General features: G+C 68.3%; 9 protein-coding genes. 4 read left to right on the top strand and 5 right to left on the bottom strand.

Translation table 11 applies throughout. The features are described 5' to 3' along the window. Positions 1-216: hypothetical protein (locus tag VJS38_RS06505; protein WP_324087343.1), on the bottom strand; the 216-nt coding region annotated here is incomplete at its 3' end. Positions 217-639: 423 nt separating this feature from the next. On the opposite strand from VJS38_RS06505, the gene VJS38_RS06500 reads away from it, so the two are divergent. Further along, positions 640-3,651: a TonB-dependent receptor domain-containing protein gene (locus VJS38_RS06500; RefSeq protein ID WP_324087342.1), complete on the top strand. Its 3,012-nt coding sequence runs from the start codon at positions 640-642 to the stop codon at positions 3,649-3,651. A 384-nt stretch (positions 3,652-4,035) separates the two neighbouring features. Further along, positions 4,036-7,008 (top strand): TonB-dependent receptor domain-containing protein, encoded by a 2,973-nt coding sequence (locus VJS38_RS06495; protein WP_324087341.1) that lies wholly within the window; start codon positions 4,036-4,038, stop codon positions 7,006-7,008. Positions 7,009-7,063: 55 nt separating this feature from the next. Here the strand turns inward: VJS38_RS06495 and sppA are convergent, their stop codons facing one another. Further along, positions 7,064-8,836 (bottom strand): signal peptide peptidase SppA, encoded by a 1,773-nt coding sequence (gene sppA / locus VJS38_RS06490; protein WP_324087340.1) that lies wholly within the window; start codon positions 8,834-8,836, stop codon positions 7,064-7,066. Positions 8,837-9,074: 238 nt separating this feature from the next. On the opposite strand from sppA, the gene VJS38_RS06485 reads away from it, so the two are divergent. Further along, positions 9,075-10,199, top strand: a complete 1,125-nt coding sequence (locus VJS38_RS06485; protein ID WP_324087339.1) for a sensor histidine kinase — start codon at positions 9,075-9,077, stop codon at positions 10,197-10,199. Then, entirely contained in the window at positions 10,196-10,588 is a 393-nt protein-coding gene (locus VJS38_RS06480) for a response regulator (protein WP_324087338.1), read from the top strand. The genes VJS38_RS06485 and VJS38_RS06480 overlap by 4 nt, the downstream gene beginning before the upstream one ends. Here the strand turns inward: VJS38_RS06480 and VJS38_RS06475 are convergent. The 3 genes from VJS38_RS06475 to VJS38_RS06465 all read right to left on the bottom strand — a co-directional run. Continuing rightward, positions 10,510-12,087: an efflux transporter outer membrane subunit gene (locus VJS38_RS06475; protein WP_324087337.1), complete on the bottom strand. Its 1,578-nt coding sequence runs from the start codon at positions 12,085-12,087 to the stop codon at positions 10,510-10,512. The genes VJS38_RS06480 and VJS38_RS06475 overlap by 79 nt on opposite strands. Then, entirely contained in the window at positions 12,080-13,309 is a 1,230-nt protein-coding gene (locus VJS38_RS06470) for an efflux RND transporter periplasmic adaptor subunit (protein ID WP_324087336.1), read from the bottom strand. The genes VJS38_RS06475 and VJS38_RS06470 overlap by 8 nt, the downstream gene beginning before the upstream one ends. Continuing rightward, a partial coding sequence (locus VJS38_RS06465) for an efflux RND transporter permease subunit (protein ID WP_324087335.1) occupies positions 13,302-14,654 on the bottom strand: 1,353 nt, incomplete at its 5' end. The genes VJS38_RS06465 and VJS38_RS06470, both read right to left, overlap by 8 nt.

Here is a 14,654-nt window from a genome sequence, read left to right as displayed (position 1 = left end):
TTGCTGCACCTGGGCGTGGTCGACCGCCACCACCTCGCCCTGGGCGAGCTGCTTGCCGAGCGCGTCGACGGCCTGGTCGTAACAGGCCAGCCTGGCCTTGTCGTCGGTCAGCCTGCGGCAGTCGATGGCCGCCTGGACGGCCTTCGGCGGGGGCTGCGAGTCGCCCGCCGCGACTGCGGATGTGGCAAGAGTGGATAAGAAAGTGACGGTCACCAAGTGACGCGCTGCCGGGAAAGTCACCACGGGTCCGCCTCATTTCGTCGTGACGCCGGGGCCATTGTGAGAGCCGGTCCGCGCGCCTAGCTTTGCTTCACCGCCATCAGAGCCCATGCCCGCGCGCGCCGCAAGGGCCTGTCGATGAAGCGGAAACCAGGCGGGGGCCGGTCGCGTGGGTCGGGCTCGAAGCGGATCTGGCGCAAAGCCCTTCCGATGTGCTCGGCGGGGGGCGCGAGCGGGCTGTGACCAGAATGTGACATTGAAGCCGGATTGCGTTGCAACATTGTGGCTTCACCGTTGACGCTCATTTCGCGCGAGACGTAACACAGAGGTAACCGGGCGCGACCGTGACCTGGGACCGCACACTCGAACGCATGGCGGGACGCGGACGCAGCAGGCCGGACCGCCGGAGGAACAACCATCGTGAATAGCAAACACGTGCGAGAGCGCCTTCTGGCGTCTTCCATGATCGCCGGCGTGGCCGTGGTCGGCCTGTCGGCGACTCAAGCGTCCGCCCAGGCGGTCCAGCCCGCGCCGGCCGCCCCCGCCGAACAGGGCGTCACCGTCCAGGAGCTGGTGGTCACCGGCTCGCGCATTCCACAGCCCAACCTGACCAGCATCAGCCCAGTGCAGAGCGTCAACGCCAAGGAGATCCAGATCGGCGGGCGGCCGAACACGATCGACTTCCTGATGCAGCTGCCGCAGACGACATTCAATACCAGCTCCGACTTCGGCCCTACCTCGGATGCTCTCAATAACCCGGGCGGCAGCGCTACCGTCGACCTGCGTGGCCTCGGCCCGCAGCGCACCCTGGTGCTGATGGATGGCCGACGCCTGGGCATCGGCGATCCGAACACCGGCAACACCAATCCGGCGCCCGACATCAACCAGATCCCGTCGCAGCTGATCGACCGGGTGGAGGTGCTGACGGGGGGCGCGTCCGCGACCTATGGCTCCGACGCCGTCGCCGGCGTCGTCAACTTCATCATGAAGCACAATTTCGAGGGTGTGCAGGTGGACGCGCAGTGGGGCGTCAATCAGCACAGCCAGCACAACGACTACATGCAGGACCAGCTGCGGCTGAACGGCTACCCGGTCCCGGACTCCAAGTGGGACGGCAAGTCGGCCGACTACAGCCTGATCTTGGGCGCCAACGCCCCGGACGGCCGCGGCAACGTCACCGCCTTCGTGACCTATCACGACCAGGATCCGGTGTATCAGAGCGCCCGCGACTTCTCGGGTTGCCAGCTGGACACCGATGGTAATTGCTTCGGCTCCAGCAACTCGAACATCTTCTACACCTCGGATTCAACGATCAATCCGAACGCCTACTCGGTTCTGGGCCACTCGTTCGTCCTCAACGGCACGCCGGGCACGACGCCCCCGGCGATCTTCAACGCGAACCCGTACATCACCCTCCTGCAGCAGGACACGCGCTACACCGCGGGTTTCTTCGCCAACTACGAGGTGAGCAAGCACTTCAACCTCTACTCCAGCTTCAACTTCATGCACGACGAGACCCATACCGAGGTCGCGCCGGCCGCCCTGTTCCAGGGGACGGGCGCGCAGCCTTCCGGCGGCTTCCTCGTCAACTGCAACAACCCGTTGCTGAGCAACCAGCAGGCGACCTTGCTCGGCTGTTCGGCCGCCGGCATCGCCAGCACCAACTTCCAGAACCCCGAAACCGCCGACATCTTCATCGGCCGTCGGAACATCGAAGGCGGCCCGCGGAAGTTCGATTACGAGCACGACAACTTCCGTATCGTTCTCGGCACCAAAGGCAAGCTTTTCGGGCCGTTCAACTACGACCTGTACGGGTCGTATTACCGGACCTCTGTCTTCGTATCGAACCGGAACTTCATCAGCATCTCGCGGACCCAGAACGCGCTGCTGGTGAACGGGGCCGGCGAGTGCATCAGCGGCGGAAGCTGCGTGCCGTACAACATTTTCCAGGACGGCGGCGTCACCCAGGCGGCGCTGGACTACCTGACGGAGGACGGCACCTCGAAGGGCACCACCACGGAGCGGATCATCGAAGGCACGATCACCGGCAACCTCGCCGACTACGGCGTCAAGTCGCCGTGGGCGACGGACGGCGTCGGCGTGTCGGTCGGCTTCCAGTCGCGGCGTGACCAACTGACCTACAATCCCGATGAAGCTGAGCTTAGCAACGACCTGTCGGGTTTCGGCGGCGCCGGCGTGATCGTCGACAACAGCCTGAGCGTCATGGAAGGCTTCGGCGAAATCCAGGTGCCGATTGTCCAGGACATGCCGTGGGTGCATGACCTGACCTTCAACGGCGGCTACCGCTATTCGCACTACTCCACCGACGTGAACGCCAGTACCTGGAAGGCGGGCCTGGAGTATGCGCCGACGCCGGACATCCGATTCCGCGGTGGGTTCAACCGCGCGGTGCGGGCGCCGAACATCATCGAGCTCTACACCCCGCAAGCGGTGACCAACACCAGCGACGTCCCGATCGATCCCTGCGCCGGCCCCGCGCCCACCGCGAGCGCCGCGGCTTGCGCCAACACGGGCGTACGGCCGGGCCAGTACGGCACCATCCCGCAGTGCCCGGCCAATCAGTGCGCCACGCTTACGGGTGGCAATACCGCGCTCAATCCCGAAAAGGCGAACACCTACACGATCGGCGTCCTGCTCACGCCCCGCGCCATCTCGGGCTTCACCGCCAGCGTCGACTACTGGCACATCAAGCTGAACGACATCATCACGAACATCCCGCTGGCGGTCAGCCTGAATGAGTGCCTGGCCACCGGCAATCCGACCTTCTGCTCCAACATCGTCCGCAACCCGGTCAATGGGAACCTGTTCGGTACGACCGTCGGCGCGGGCTACATCGTCGGCACCAACGTCAACGTCGCGTCGGAGGAGCTTGACGGCCTCGACGTGCAGGGCGGCTATAGGCTGGGCCTGGACCGCTTCGGTCACGACGAATGGGGCAGCGTGGCGTTCGACTTCATCGGCAGTTACCAGTTCCACCAGAAGAACACCCCGCTGCCCGGTTCGGACACCTACGACTGCGCTGGACTGTTCGGCCCGACCTGCTCGGGCCTGTTCCCGAAGTGGCGCCATACCTTCCGGGTGACCTGGAACGCACCGCATGACGTTCAGGTGTCGGGCGCATGGCGCTACATCGGCGGGGCGACCTTCGAAGAAGACACCGACGAACCGACGATCGGTCAAGGCTCGACCACCGCCTTCACCCACAAGGTCAACGCGGTGAGCTACTTCGACCTGGCCGCCAACTGGAACGTCAACGAGAAGCTCGCTGTCCGCGGCGGCATCAACAATCTCTTCGACAAGAACCCCCCGCTGATCGCGAACACGATCGTCGGCGGCGCCCTGCCGAACAGCTATCCGACCTACGATCTTTTGGGCCGCCACCTGTTCGTGGCGCTGACGGCCCGGTTCTAAGCGTCTCAGCCAGGGGAGGGGCGCCTGGGGGCGGCGAGAGCGATCTCGCCGCCCTTTTTCTTTCCGCGTGGATGGCGAAACCCAAGGCCCGACTGCCCCAGAGGGAAAACAAAGCCTTAGATCAAAAGACGCTCGTTAAGGTAGAGCTTTCGCAGGTCTTGCTGCGAAGTTGAGCAAATCCACTCAAAGCTGCTGCATTTTCAAGGCGCAACTGATTGGCGAATGCTGGCGCTAAGAGTTCCTCAAGCAACTCCTACGATTAATGCGACCGCGCGCGCCGGCGGCACGCCAGCGCTCCAGTTGCGATGAAGGCCCGGGAGGCGGGCGCGATCTTGGAGAGGCGGTCCTGTCCGCATGGCAGGCGACCCGTCGGAGGGATTAGACTTGGGTTCGAAGAGTGTGCGGACACGCCTTCTGGCGGCTTCCGTCTCGACCGTTGCGGTTCTCGCCGGCCTCGCGGCCGCACCGGCCTCCGCTCAGGACGCGCCGGGCCCGGCGCTGTCGGAGATCGTGGTCACGGGATCGCGGCTGCCGCGGCCGAACCTGGATCAGCCGACTCCGATCGCCGTTCTGCACATCGAAAACGCCCCTCCGCTGGCGCTCGGCGACCTTATCGCGCAGCTGCCGCAGGCCGGATACGCCGGAACCCTGCGGGCCAACTCCAACAATTTCGGCAACGGCGCGGGGATCAGCTCGATCGACCTGCGCGGCCTGGGCGTCTCGCGCACCCTGGTGCTGGTCGACGGACAGCGGCACGTGGCGGGCGACCTGACCACCAATGCGGTGGACGTGAACTCGATACCGCCGGCGCTGGTCGACCGGGTGGAGGTGATCACCGGCGGCGCCTCGGCGATCTACGGCTCGGACGCGGTCTCCGGCGTCGTCAACATCATCACCAAGAAGCGGTTCGAAGGGCTGGCGGTCGACGCCCAGATGGGCGGCTACAGCGAGGGCTTCGGCGCCAAATACAACGCCTCGATGACCGCCGGACGCGACTTCCTCGACGACCGGCTGAACGTGGCGGTGAGCGGCTTCTGGCGCAAGGAGCGGGGGATCGGGGCGAGCGACCTGCCCGGCGCGCACAACTACGGCCTGATCGTCAATCCGGCAGACGTGGGCCCGGGAGGCTCGCCGGTCCCCAACGACGGCATTCCCGATCGCCTGTACGCACCCAACGTCGGCAGCGAGTTCACCACGCGCAATGGAACGTTGGTGAACATCTCGACCCTGCGGCCGATCATGTTCGACGCCGCCGGCAATCCCGTCGCGACGCCGCAGCGGACCGGCTCCAACAGCCTCGCCTATGGCCAGTTGCCGGCGAACTGCGCCAACTGCTTCTTCCCCGAGGACTTCGAGCAGATCTCCTCGCCGATCGAGACCAAGGGCTTTGCGCTGAACGCCAACATGGACTTCAGCGCCCACCTGCACGGCTTTGTCGACGCCAAGTTCGTGCAGAACGACGTCGAGAACGACGTCCAGCCGTCGGTTTCCGCGATCTCCGCCGCCTACCTGCTGCGCCCGGACAACGCCTTCCTGACGCCGGCCATCGCGGCGGCGCTGGACCCGGGGTCGCTGTACCTCATCTCCAAGTTCCTGAACGACGGGCGGTCGCAGGACATCCGCCGGCGCACCTGGCGCGTCGTCGCCGGGCTGAACGGGGATTTCGACGCCGGCTTCGCGGCGGTGAAATGGGACGGGGCGCTGAACTACGGCGAGACCGACACCCGCATCGTCGACCGCAACCTGATGATCACCCAGAACTTCTTCGCGGCGCTGGATTCGGTGATCGACCCGGCCACCGGCAAGGCGGCTTGCCGCATCAACGTGCCGTCGGCGCCGCAGACGGGCCTGGGCGCCGGCGCGCTCAACCCCTCCGGCTGCGTGCCGTACAATCCGTTCGGCCAGCTGAACAGCGCCGCGGCGATGGCTTACTCGTTCGGCGATTTCGGCATCCATGACCTGCTGACCCAGCAGGTCGCGAACCTCAACGCCACCTTCGACACCAGCCGCTTCCTTGAGCTGCCGGGCGGTCCGATCGGCGTGGCGACCGGGGTCGAGTACCGGATGGAGCGCACCCGCGAGCGCAACGATCCGATGCTGACGGCGGGCGAGACGGAGAACGTCGCGACCGACTCCTCGGGCGGCTACAACGTCTACGAGGCCTATCTGGAGCTCAACGCCCCGGTCCTGAAGCATGCGGGCCCGATGCTCGATGAGTTGAGCTTCGACGCCGCCTGGCGCGGCGCGCACTACAGCACCGTGGGCAGCGTCTCGACCTACAAGCTGAGCAGCGTCTACGGCCCTGCGCCCTGGCTGAAGTTCCGCGGGACCTATTCCCAGGCGATCCGGGCGCCGAACATCACCGAGGGCTTCCAGCCGCTGTCGGGGGCGGTCTTCTCTGGGGTGAAGGACCCTTGCGACTCCACGCAGATCAACACGAACATCAACTACGCGGCCAATTGCGCGGCGGCCGGACTGCCGCCGGGCTTTACCTCGCTGTCAAACCTTTCGATCCAGGGTACGGCCTCGGGCAATCCCGACCTTAAGCCGGAAACTTCGATCAGCTACACGGCCGGCTTCGTGCTGCAGCCGCCGATGATCCCGAACCTGGCGGTAACGCTCGACTACTATTCGATCAAGATCAAGGACGCGATCACCGAGGTGCAGGCCCAGGACGTCGTCGACAACTGTTACGGCTCCAGCGGCGGTCTTGATCAGACCTATTGCAGCCTGTTGATGCGCGATGCGAGGCAGCAGCTCTCGTTCATCAGCACGACCTATGTGAACGCCGCCAAGCTGTTCACCGACGGCTGGGAGCTGCAGGTCAGCTACGCCGCCGATGTCGCTCCGCTGACCAGCCGCTGGCGCTACACCGAGGGCCTGACCGGACGGCTGAGCTTCAACCTGACGGCGGACTATCTGATGCGCCTGCGGAATTTCCCGTTCCAGCAGAACCCCGGCGACGTGAACATCATCGAAGGCACGGCGAGCACGAGCTTCGGCGCCAATCCGCAGCTGAAGGGCATCGCCCAGCTCGACTACCGGCAGGGGCCGACGACCGTCAGATGGACGACGCGCTACATCGGCAAGATGGCGCTCTTCAGTCGCGACCCGAGCGCGGCGGACCATTCGGAATCGCTGAACATCCCGTTCACCGAGCCGACCTTCTACCACGACGTGGCGGTGCGCTACCGGATGGGCGGCGAGATGCAGGGAACCGAGCTTTCCGCCGGAATACAGAACCTGTTCGACGAGCGGCCGCCGTTCACGGTGATCGGCGTCGCCCAGGGCACTGGCCAGGGCCTGGCGTTCGATCTCGGCCGGTTCATGTATGTGGGCGTGCACTACCGGCGGTGAAGGCGGGCGTAATCCTTAAGATGCTCCCCCGCAGCCCAGAGGGGGAGGATCTGCCCTAACGTATCCGCTGCGGCGCCAGCACCATCGCCCCGCCGGCGCGCAGCCGCGCCTGGGCGGCCTGGTCGATGATCGCCTCGGCCCGCGGATCGCCGAACACCCAGGCGGCGGCGGCGAGCGTCTTGGCCGAGGCGGCCTCGATGCCCAGCAGCTTCTGCAGCGCTTCGACCGGCGAGGCGCTGGGGGTCATGCGCTTGAGCTTCACTTCGCCGGAGATGTGGGCGAGCGCCTTGGCCCGGTCCACCGCCTCGTAGAAGCCGCCGACCTGGTCGACGAGGCCGAGCCCGCGAGCCTGGGCGCCGGTCCAGACGTGGCCCCTGGCGATCGCCTGCACGCGTTGCAGCGGCAGATTGCGGCCCTCGGCCACCCGGGTGAGGAAGTTGCCGTAGATCTGGTCCATCCAACCGGAAAAGGCGGCGCGCTCCTGGGGCGTGAACTCCCGGCTCGCCCCGAAGGCGCCGGCGTAGGAGGAGCCCACGCCCAGCTGGCGGATGTCGACGCCGAACTTGGCGAGCGCGGGGCCGACGGCGAATTTGCCGCCGAAGACGCCGATCGAGCCGGTGAGGGTCGTGGGCTGGGCGACGATGGCCGAGGCCTCCGACGAGACCCAGTAGCCGCCCGAGGCGCCGTAGGTCCCCATCGAGACCACCACCGGCTTGCCGGCGGCCTTGGCGGCGCGGACCGCGGCGAGGATCTGCTCGGAAGCGGTGTCGGAACCGCCGGGCGAGTTGAGGCGGAAGACGATGGCTTTGACGTCCTTGGCCTTGATGGCGTCGTAGAAGGCGTCCGAAAGGTCGTCGGAATAGATGTTCGAGCCGCCGGTGAACGGGTTGCGCGCCCCGTCCTTGCCGGTGACGATCGCCCCCTCGGCCTCGATCACCGCGACGGTCGGCCCGGTGGAGGGCGTGCGGCGGCGACTGCGCGCATAGTCGTCCCAGTCGACGGCCTCGGCGCCGGATCCGGCCTTCTTCAGCAGCGCCTGCTCGGCGTCGCGGACCTGGCCCACCTGGTCGATCAGGCGCAGCTTCTGGGCCTGCTCGGCGAGATAGGGGCCGGCCTCCAGCGTCTGGCGCAGGACGTCGGGCGACTGTTTCCGGTCGCCGGCGGCGGCGGCCAGGTTGGAGGCGTAGATCGAGCCCATCCAGGACAGCTCGGCCTCGCGGTGCGCCGGCGTGTAGTCGTCATAGAGGTAGCCGTTGATGGCGTTCTTGTACTGGTAGCGCTGCTCGTAGTCGGCCTTGATCCCGTACTTGTCGAAGAAGCGCTTGAGGAAGATGTCTTCGCTGGCCAGGCCCGTGACCTGGAAGGAGGACGCCGGCTGCATCCAGAGCTCGTCGGCGGCGGCCCCCAGCATGTAGGTGGCGGTGACGACGCCGGAGGGATAGAGGCCCTGGCTGTGGGCGACGACCGTCTTGCCGGCGGCGCGGAACCGCCGGATCGCCAGCCGCAGCTCATCGGCCGCGCCGGGCTCGACGCCGCCTTCGGGCAGGCGGATGAAGAGGCCCTTGACCCGGTCGTCGCCCTCGGCGCGGTGGAGGGTCTCGATGATCGACATCACCGAATTGCCGCGGTGGCTGATGCCGCTCAGAGGGTTCTGCGGCGACTGGTCGGTGAGCGGCTCGCGCAGGTCGAGCTGGAGCACGGCCTTGGCCGGGACCGCCTCGGGCCCCGCGGCGTTGGCGGCCATGGCGATCAGCACGATCGGGACGCCGATCAGGAAGATCAAGAGACCCGCGAAGACGCCCGCCGCGGTGATGAGGAACTGTTTCATCGTCGATCAGCCAGCCTTCAACCGCTCCGGTCCTGGCGGCTGTCGCACACATTCGCAGCGGCGGGAAGATGGCGGGTGGGCCGCGGCCTTTGCCCGCAGACGCGCTTTCGGTCCGGCTGCAGACCCGGTCCGTCTCGACTCTGTGATCGCGCCCGAGCGCTACCGAACGCTTACGGACCATTGTTCTTCAGCGACACGTCAGAGTAGAGTCCGAGCTCCACCTTAGCGAGGAGCGGCCATGTCGTTTCAGGACTGGCTCCTGAACCCCTCGGGTCTGACGCCGCATGGCTTCTGTCTGAGTTGGGCGCCGGGGCTGGTGACCTTGCATGCGGGATCGGACGCAGTGATCGGCATCGCCTATCTCTCGATCCCGCTGGCGCTGGCCTCGTTCGTGAACCAGCGCCGCGACCTGCAGTACGGCTGGGTGGCTTATCTGTTCGTCGCCTTCATCATGGCCTGCGGGGCGACCCACCTGTTCTCGATCCTCACCCTCTGGGTTCCGGCCTACGGCGTCGAGGGGCTGGTCAAGGCGGTGACGGCGATCCTGTCCATCGTGACGGCGGGGCTGCTGTGGCCGCTGATCCCCAAGGCGGTAGCCCTGCCGTCGGCGGCCCAGCTGTCGGCGCTGAACGCCCAGCTGCGCGAGAGCGAGGCCAGGGTCCGCCAGGCGAATCTCGAGCTGGAGGCGCGCGTGGCGGAGCGGACCGCCGAGCTGCTGCAGTCCAACCTGCAGCTGACGGAGGCGCTGGCGCAGCGCGACCTGTTGCTGCGGGAAGTCTACCATCGCGTGAAGAACAACCTGCAGACCGTCGACGGCCTGATCGTCATGCAGGCGCAGCAGCTTTCGGATCCGCCGGCGAAGAAGGCGCTGCTCAGCCTGCGCAGCCGGGTCTTCGCCCTCGGGCTCGTCCATCAGCAGCTGATGGGATCGGACAACCTGAAGACCTTCGACGTCGAGCCCTTCCTGCGCGAGCTGTCCGAGAACATCGTCGAGGGGGGCGCAGGCGAGGAGATCAGCCTCTCGGTGCGCGCCGTTCCGCTGAAGGTCGGCCTCGACTTCGCGATTCCGCTGGGCCTGCTGGTGACCGAGCTGGTGACGAACTCGCTCAAACACGCTTTCCCCGACAGAAGAGGCGCCATCGACGTGATCCTGGAGCACACTGACGACGCCACCGTCGCCCTGGTGGTGGCCGACAACGGCGGCGGAGAGGAAAGGGCCCAAAGGCCGGTCGAGAGCGCCAGGCCGGCGCTTGGGACCAGCATCATCACCGGGCTGGTGGCGCAGCTGAAGGGCACCATGGAGGTGCGACGCGAGAACGGCACGCGCAGCGAGATCCGCGTCCCGGCCCCTGTGCTGTCATGAGCGAACTTGCCGTCATGAGCGACCTGCAGACCTGCGTCCTCGTCGTCGACGACGAGTTCCTCATCGCCCAGGGGCTTTGCCTGCAGGTGGAAGACATGGGCCTGCCGGTCTGCGCCACGGCGGCGACAGCCGAGGAGGCCGTCGCTGCGGCGCTGGAACACCGGCCCATGGTCGTGCTGATGGACGTGCGCCTGCAGGGTGAGCTGGACGGCGTCGACGCCGCCCTCGCCATCCACGAGCGCGTCGGCTCGAAGCTGATCTTCGTCACCGGCTCGCGGGAGCCGGCGACGCTGGACCGGATCGGCCTGGATCACCCGTCCGCCGTGCTGTTCAAGCCGGTGTCCGATCGCCAGCTGCGGATGGCGATCGAAGGCGTGGCGCGCGGATAGGTCGGGAGCGTGCGTCCTACCCGGCTGCCGCCGTTCGTGGCCTGGAGGCCCTTGTCGGTCCAGCCGCCGCCGAGGGCGCGGACCAGGTCGACGCTGGCCTGCAGCCGCCGGGCCTGCAACTGGATGACGGCGCGTTCGGCCTGCAGCGACGCCGCCTGGGCGGAGACCACGTCGAGGTAGGTGCCGGCGCCCTGGCGGTAGAGGCTGAGCGAGATCTGCTCGGTGTGGCGCGCGGCGTCGAACGCGGCCTGCTCCTGGCGGGTCTCCTCGGCGATGCGGTTGAGGAGGGCGAGGTTGTCCTCGACCTCCTGGAAGGCGGTCAGCACCACGCCCTTGTAGGCGGCGCTGGCCTCGTCGAAGGCGGCGTTGGCCTGCCGCACGCCGGCGCGGCGCCGGCCGCCGTCGAACAGGGCCATCGCCAGCTGCGGTCCCAGCGACCAGTAGGCGTTGGGCGCGGAGAGCAGCTGCTGCGCCCAGCTGGAGGTCTGCCAGCCGCCGCTGGCGGCGAGCGTTACGGTGGGGAAGAAGGCCGAGCGGGCGACGCCGATGCGCCGATTGGCGGCGAAGGCGCGCCGCTCGGCCGCGGCCACGTCGGGACGTCGTTGCAGCAGGACCGACGGGGCGCTGACGGGGGTGGGCGGCAACGGCGGCAGCGTCGCGTCCACCGGGACCTGGAAGGTGGTGGCCGGCGCGCCGACCAGGCTGGCGATGGCGTGCTCGAGAAGCGCGCGCTGGGCGCCGACGTCGGTGCGCGCGGCCTCGGCCGACCGCAGCTGGGTCTCGGCCTGGCCGACATCGAGGCCCGAGGCGGCGCCGCCTTCGTGGCGCACCTGGGTCAGCTGCAGCGCTTTCCGGTAGTTCTCGATCGCCAGCTCGAGCACGCGGGCCTGGGCGTCCAGGCTGCGCAGCGTCAGGTAGGAAGCGGCGAGCTGAGCCTGGAGGGAGAGGCGCGTGGCCGCCAGGTCCTCGGCGCTGGCGTGGGCCTCGGCCTTGCCCGCGGCGACCTCGTTACGCACCCGGCCCCAGAGGTCGAGCTCATAAGAAAAGGTCCCGCCGACCTGGGCGTTGTCGCCGCGCAGCGGCCTGCCGGTCGAGCCCAGCCGGCCGGCGGACTCCTGCTCGCGGCCGACGGCGGCGTTTGCGCCCACCTGCGGGAAGAGGTCGGCGCGGGCCTGGGCGTAGAGGGCGCGGGCCTGGCCGTAGCGCGCCAGCGCCTGGGCGAGGTCGGGGTTGCCGGCCTCGAGCTGGGCTTCCAGCGCATTCAGCCGCGCATCGCCGAAGGCGGTCCACCAATCGCCGCGCGGGGCGGCGTCGGCCGGCGCGGCGGGCGTCCAGGGACCAACCTCCTTGTAGGCCTCGGGCAGGGCGGCCGCGACCTGCGGGACCTTGTAGGCGGGCGCGGCGCAGCCGGCGAGGGCGGCGGCCGCGGCGACGGCCGCCAAGGCGGGGCGCCACCTGAAGTGGGGGAATGCAATGTTCATCGAACCCGCCTTAGCCATGGCTGGCTCCGCGCACATGCGCCTCGGCCGAGGCGCCGGCGATGCGCACGAGGTCGCCCGACTGCAGGGTGTCGGCAGGATTGTCGATGACCTTGTCGGCGGCGGTGACGCCGCCGATCACCTCGACCGCCGCGCCGAGATCGCGGGCGACGGTCAGCTTGCGGATCTGCACGCGGCTGTCGGGCCCCACCACCGCCACTGCCAGGCCGTCGTGGCGGGCGATGACGGCGCTGGCCGGGATCCTGAGCGCGCCGTCCGCCGGCGGCAGGTCGAAGCGCACCTGGGCGTACTCGCCGGGCTTCAGCGCCTGGTCGGGATTGTCGATCCAGAGCTCGACGGTCTGGGCGCCGGTCGCGGGATTGATCGCCGTCGAGGTGTTGACGAGCTTTCCGGTGAAGGTCCGCCCTGGATATTCCGGGACGGTGAGGGTCGCGATCAGGCCGGGCTTGAGCTGAGCGGTGTAGGACTGCGGCGCCTGGACGTAGACGCGCAGCTTCTTCTCGTCGGCGACGATGAAGAGCGGTTGGCCGGTGGGCGCGCCTTCGGCCACGAGTTGGCCGATGTCGGCGTTGCGGGCGGTGACCACGCCGTCGAACGGCGAGGTGATCCGCTTGAAAGACTCCAGGGCCAGCAGGCGATTGAGATTGGCCTTGGCGGAGTTGACCAGCGAGGTCTTGGCGGCGAGGTCGCCATTCTTGTCCTCGGCGTCCTGGCGCGAGACCGCGTCGCTGGCGAGCAGGCCCTGCCAGCGCTTGGCGGTGGTGGCGGCGAGCCTCTGGTTGGCCTCGGCGACGGCGAGGTCGGCGCGCGCCTGGGCGACCTGGGCGTCGAGGTCCGGCGAGTCGATCTCGGCGAGCAGTTGGCCGGCCTTCACCGGCGCGCCGATGTCGGCGTACCACCGCTTGACGTAGCCGTTCACCCGCGGGTGGATCGGAGCGCTGTTGAAGGCCTGGACGGCGCCAGGGAGCTGCAGCGCGCCGTCGCCCTCGCCGCCGGGCTTCAGCGACGCCAGCGTCACCGTCGGAATGGCCTGATCACGGCTCCAGGAGCTCATCTCCTGGTGCGCCATGACCCGGCTGACGGTCCCGCCGACCACCACGAGCGCCGCCACGCCGCCGGCCAGCAGGGCGGCCAGCCTGAGCTTGCGGTTCGATCCGGGCGGCGGGGCTTGGTGCGCGAGGACGGCGCCGGGGGCGGCGTCGGTCTGGAAGGAATCAGGCATGTGCGGGTTCGCCTTCGGGGGAGGAGGGCGCCTGGACCGTGCGGGCGTGTTTGCGGCCGTGCACGATCGAGAAGACCACGGGGACGAAGAACAGGGTTGCGGCGGTGGCGCAGATCAGGCCGCCGATGACGGCGCGGCCGAGCGGCGCGTTCTGCTCGCCGCCGTCGCCCATGCCGAGCGCCATCGGCGCCATGCCGATGATCATGGCCAGCGCCGTCATCAGCACCGGGCGGAAGCGGGTGAAGCCGGCCTCGATCGCGGCGGCGACGGCGTCGCCGGTGGCGTCCAGCCGCTCGCGGGCGAAGCTGACGACCAGGATGGAGTTGGCGGTCGCCACCCCCATGCACATGATCGCGCCGGTCAGCGCCGGCACCGAAAGGGTGGTGCCCGTCGCGAACAGCGTCCAGACGATCCCGGCCAGCGCCGCGGGCAGGGCGGTGATGATCACGAACGGGTCCAGCCACGACTGGAAGTTCACGACGATCAGCAGGTAGATCAGCACCATCGCGCCGACCAAGCCGAAGATCAGGCCGGAGAAGGCCGCGTTCATGGTCGCCACCTGGCCGCGCAGCGTCACCGTCGAGCCCTTGGGCGCCTCGGCGGCGTGCGCCTTCATCACCTTCCGGATGTCGCGGGCGACGCCGCCCAAGTCGCGGCCCTGGGTGGTGGCGTAGATCTCGACCACCGGCTGGACGTCGTAGTGGGTCACGACGGCGCTGTCGGCCGCCCGGGTGATCGTCCCCAGGCCGCCCAGCGGCTGCCCGCCGGTCGAGCCGCCCGCCGGCGTCACCGGCACGTTGGCCAGGTCGGAGAGGCTGGTCATCTGGTGCTGCGGCGTCTGGGCGACGATGGGGTAGGAGGCGCCGTTCTTCGGGTCGAGCCAGAAGGTCGGCGCGCTCTGCGAGGTGCCGGCGAGCATGGCGCCGACGCTGGTGGTGACGTCGCGCTCGGTCAGGCCCAGACGGTTCATCCGGGTCCGGTCGACGTCGACGCGCAGCGCCGGGCTCGCCTGCGACTGCTGGATGCGGGCGTCGGCGATCCCCGGGATCTGCTTGATGTCGCGCAGCAGCCTGGCCGCATAAGCCTGGTTCTCGGCGACGTTCTTGCCCGCGACCTGCAGGTCGATCGGCGCTGGCGAGCCGAAGTTCAGGATCTGGCTGACGATATCGGCGGGCGGGAAGGAGAAGGTCGTGCCGGGGAAGGCGCGGGGCAGCTCCTCGCGCAGCTTCTTCACATAGGCCGCCGTCGGATGATGGTCCTTCGAAAGGGTCACGAAGACGTCGCCGTCCTGGTAACCGATGACGCCGGTGTTGTTGTAGACGGTGTTGATCGAGCTGGTCGGCAG

Source organism: Phenylobacterium sp. (genome assembly GCF_035276905.1).
Classification (GTDB): Bacteria; Pseudomonadota; Alphaproteobacteria; order Caulobacterales; family Caulobacteraceae; genus Phenylobacterium.
The sequence above is the reverse complement of the archived record's forward strand: the minus strand, read 5'-3'. Positions and strand labels throughout refer to the sequence as shown.

What these genes read in the sequence shown, in the direction of transcription:
- sppA (WP_324087340.1), bottom strand. Translation starts at nt 8,836, where the DNA reads ATGAAACAGTTCCTCATCACCGCGGCGGGCGTCTTCGCGGGTCTCTTG.
- VJS38_RS06485 (WP_324087339.1), top strand. Translation starts at nt 9,075, where the DNA reads ATGTCGTTTCAGGACTGGCTCCTGAACCCCTCGGGTCTGACGCCGCAT.
- VJS38_RS06480 (WP_324087338.1), top strand. Translation starts at nt 10,196, where the DNA reads ATGAGCGAACTTGCCGTCATGAGCGACCTGCAGACCTGCGTCCTCGTC.
- VJS38_RS06475 (WP_324087337.1), bottom strand. Translation starts at nt 12,087, where the DNA reads ATGGCTAAGGCGGGTTCGATGAACATTGCATTCCCCCACTTCAGGTGG.
- VJS38_RS06470 (WP_324087336.1), bottom strand. Translation starts at nt 13,309, where the DNA reads ATGCCTGATTCCTTCCAGACCGACGCCGCCCCCGGCGCCGTCCTCGCG.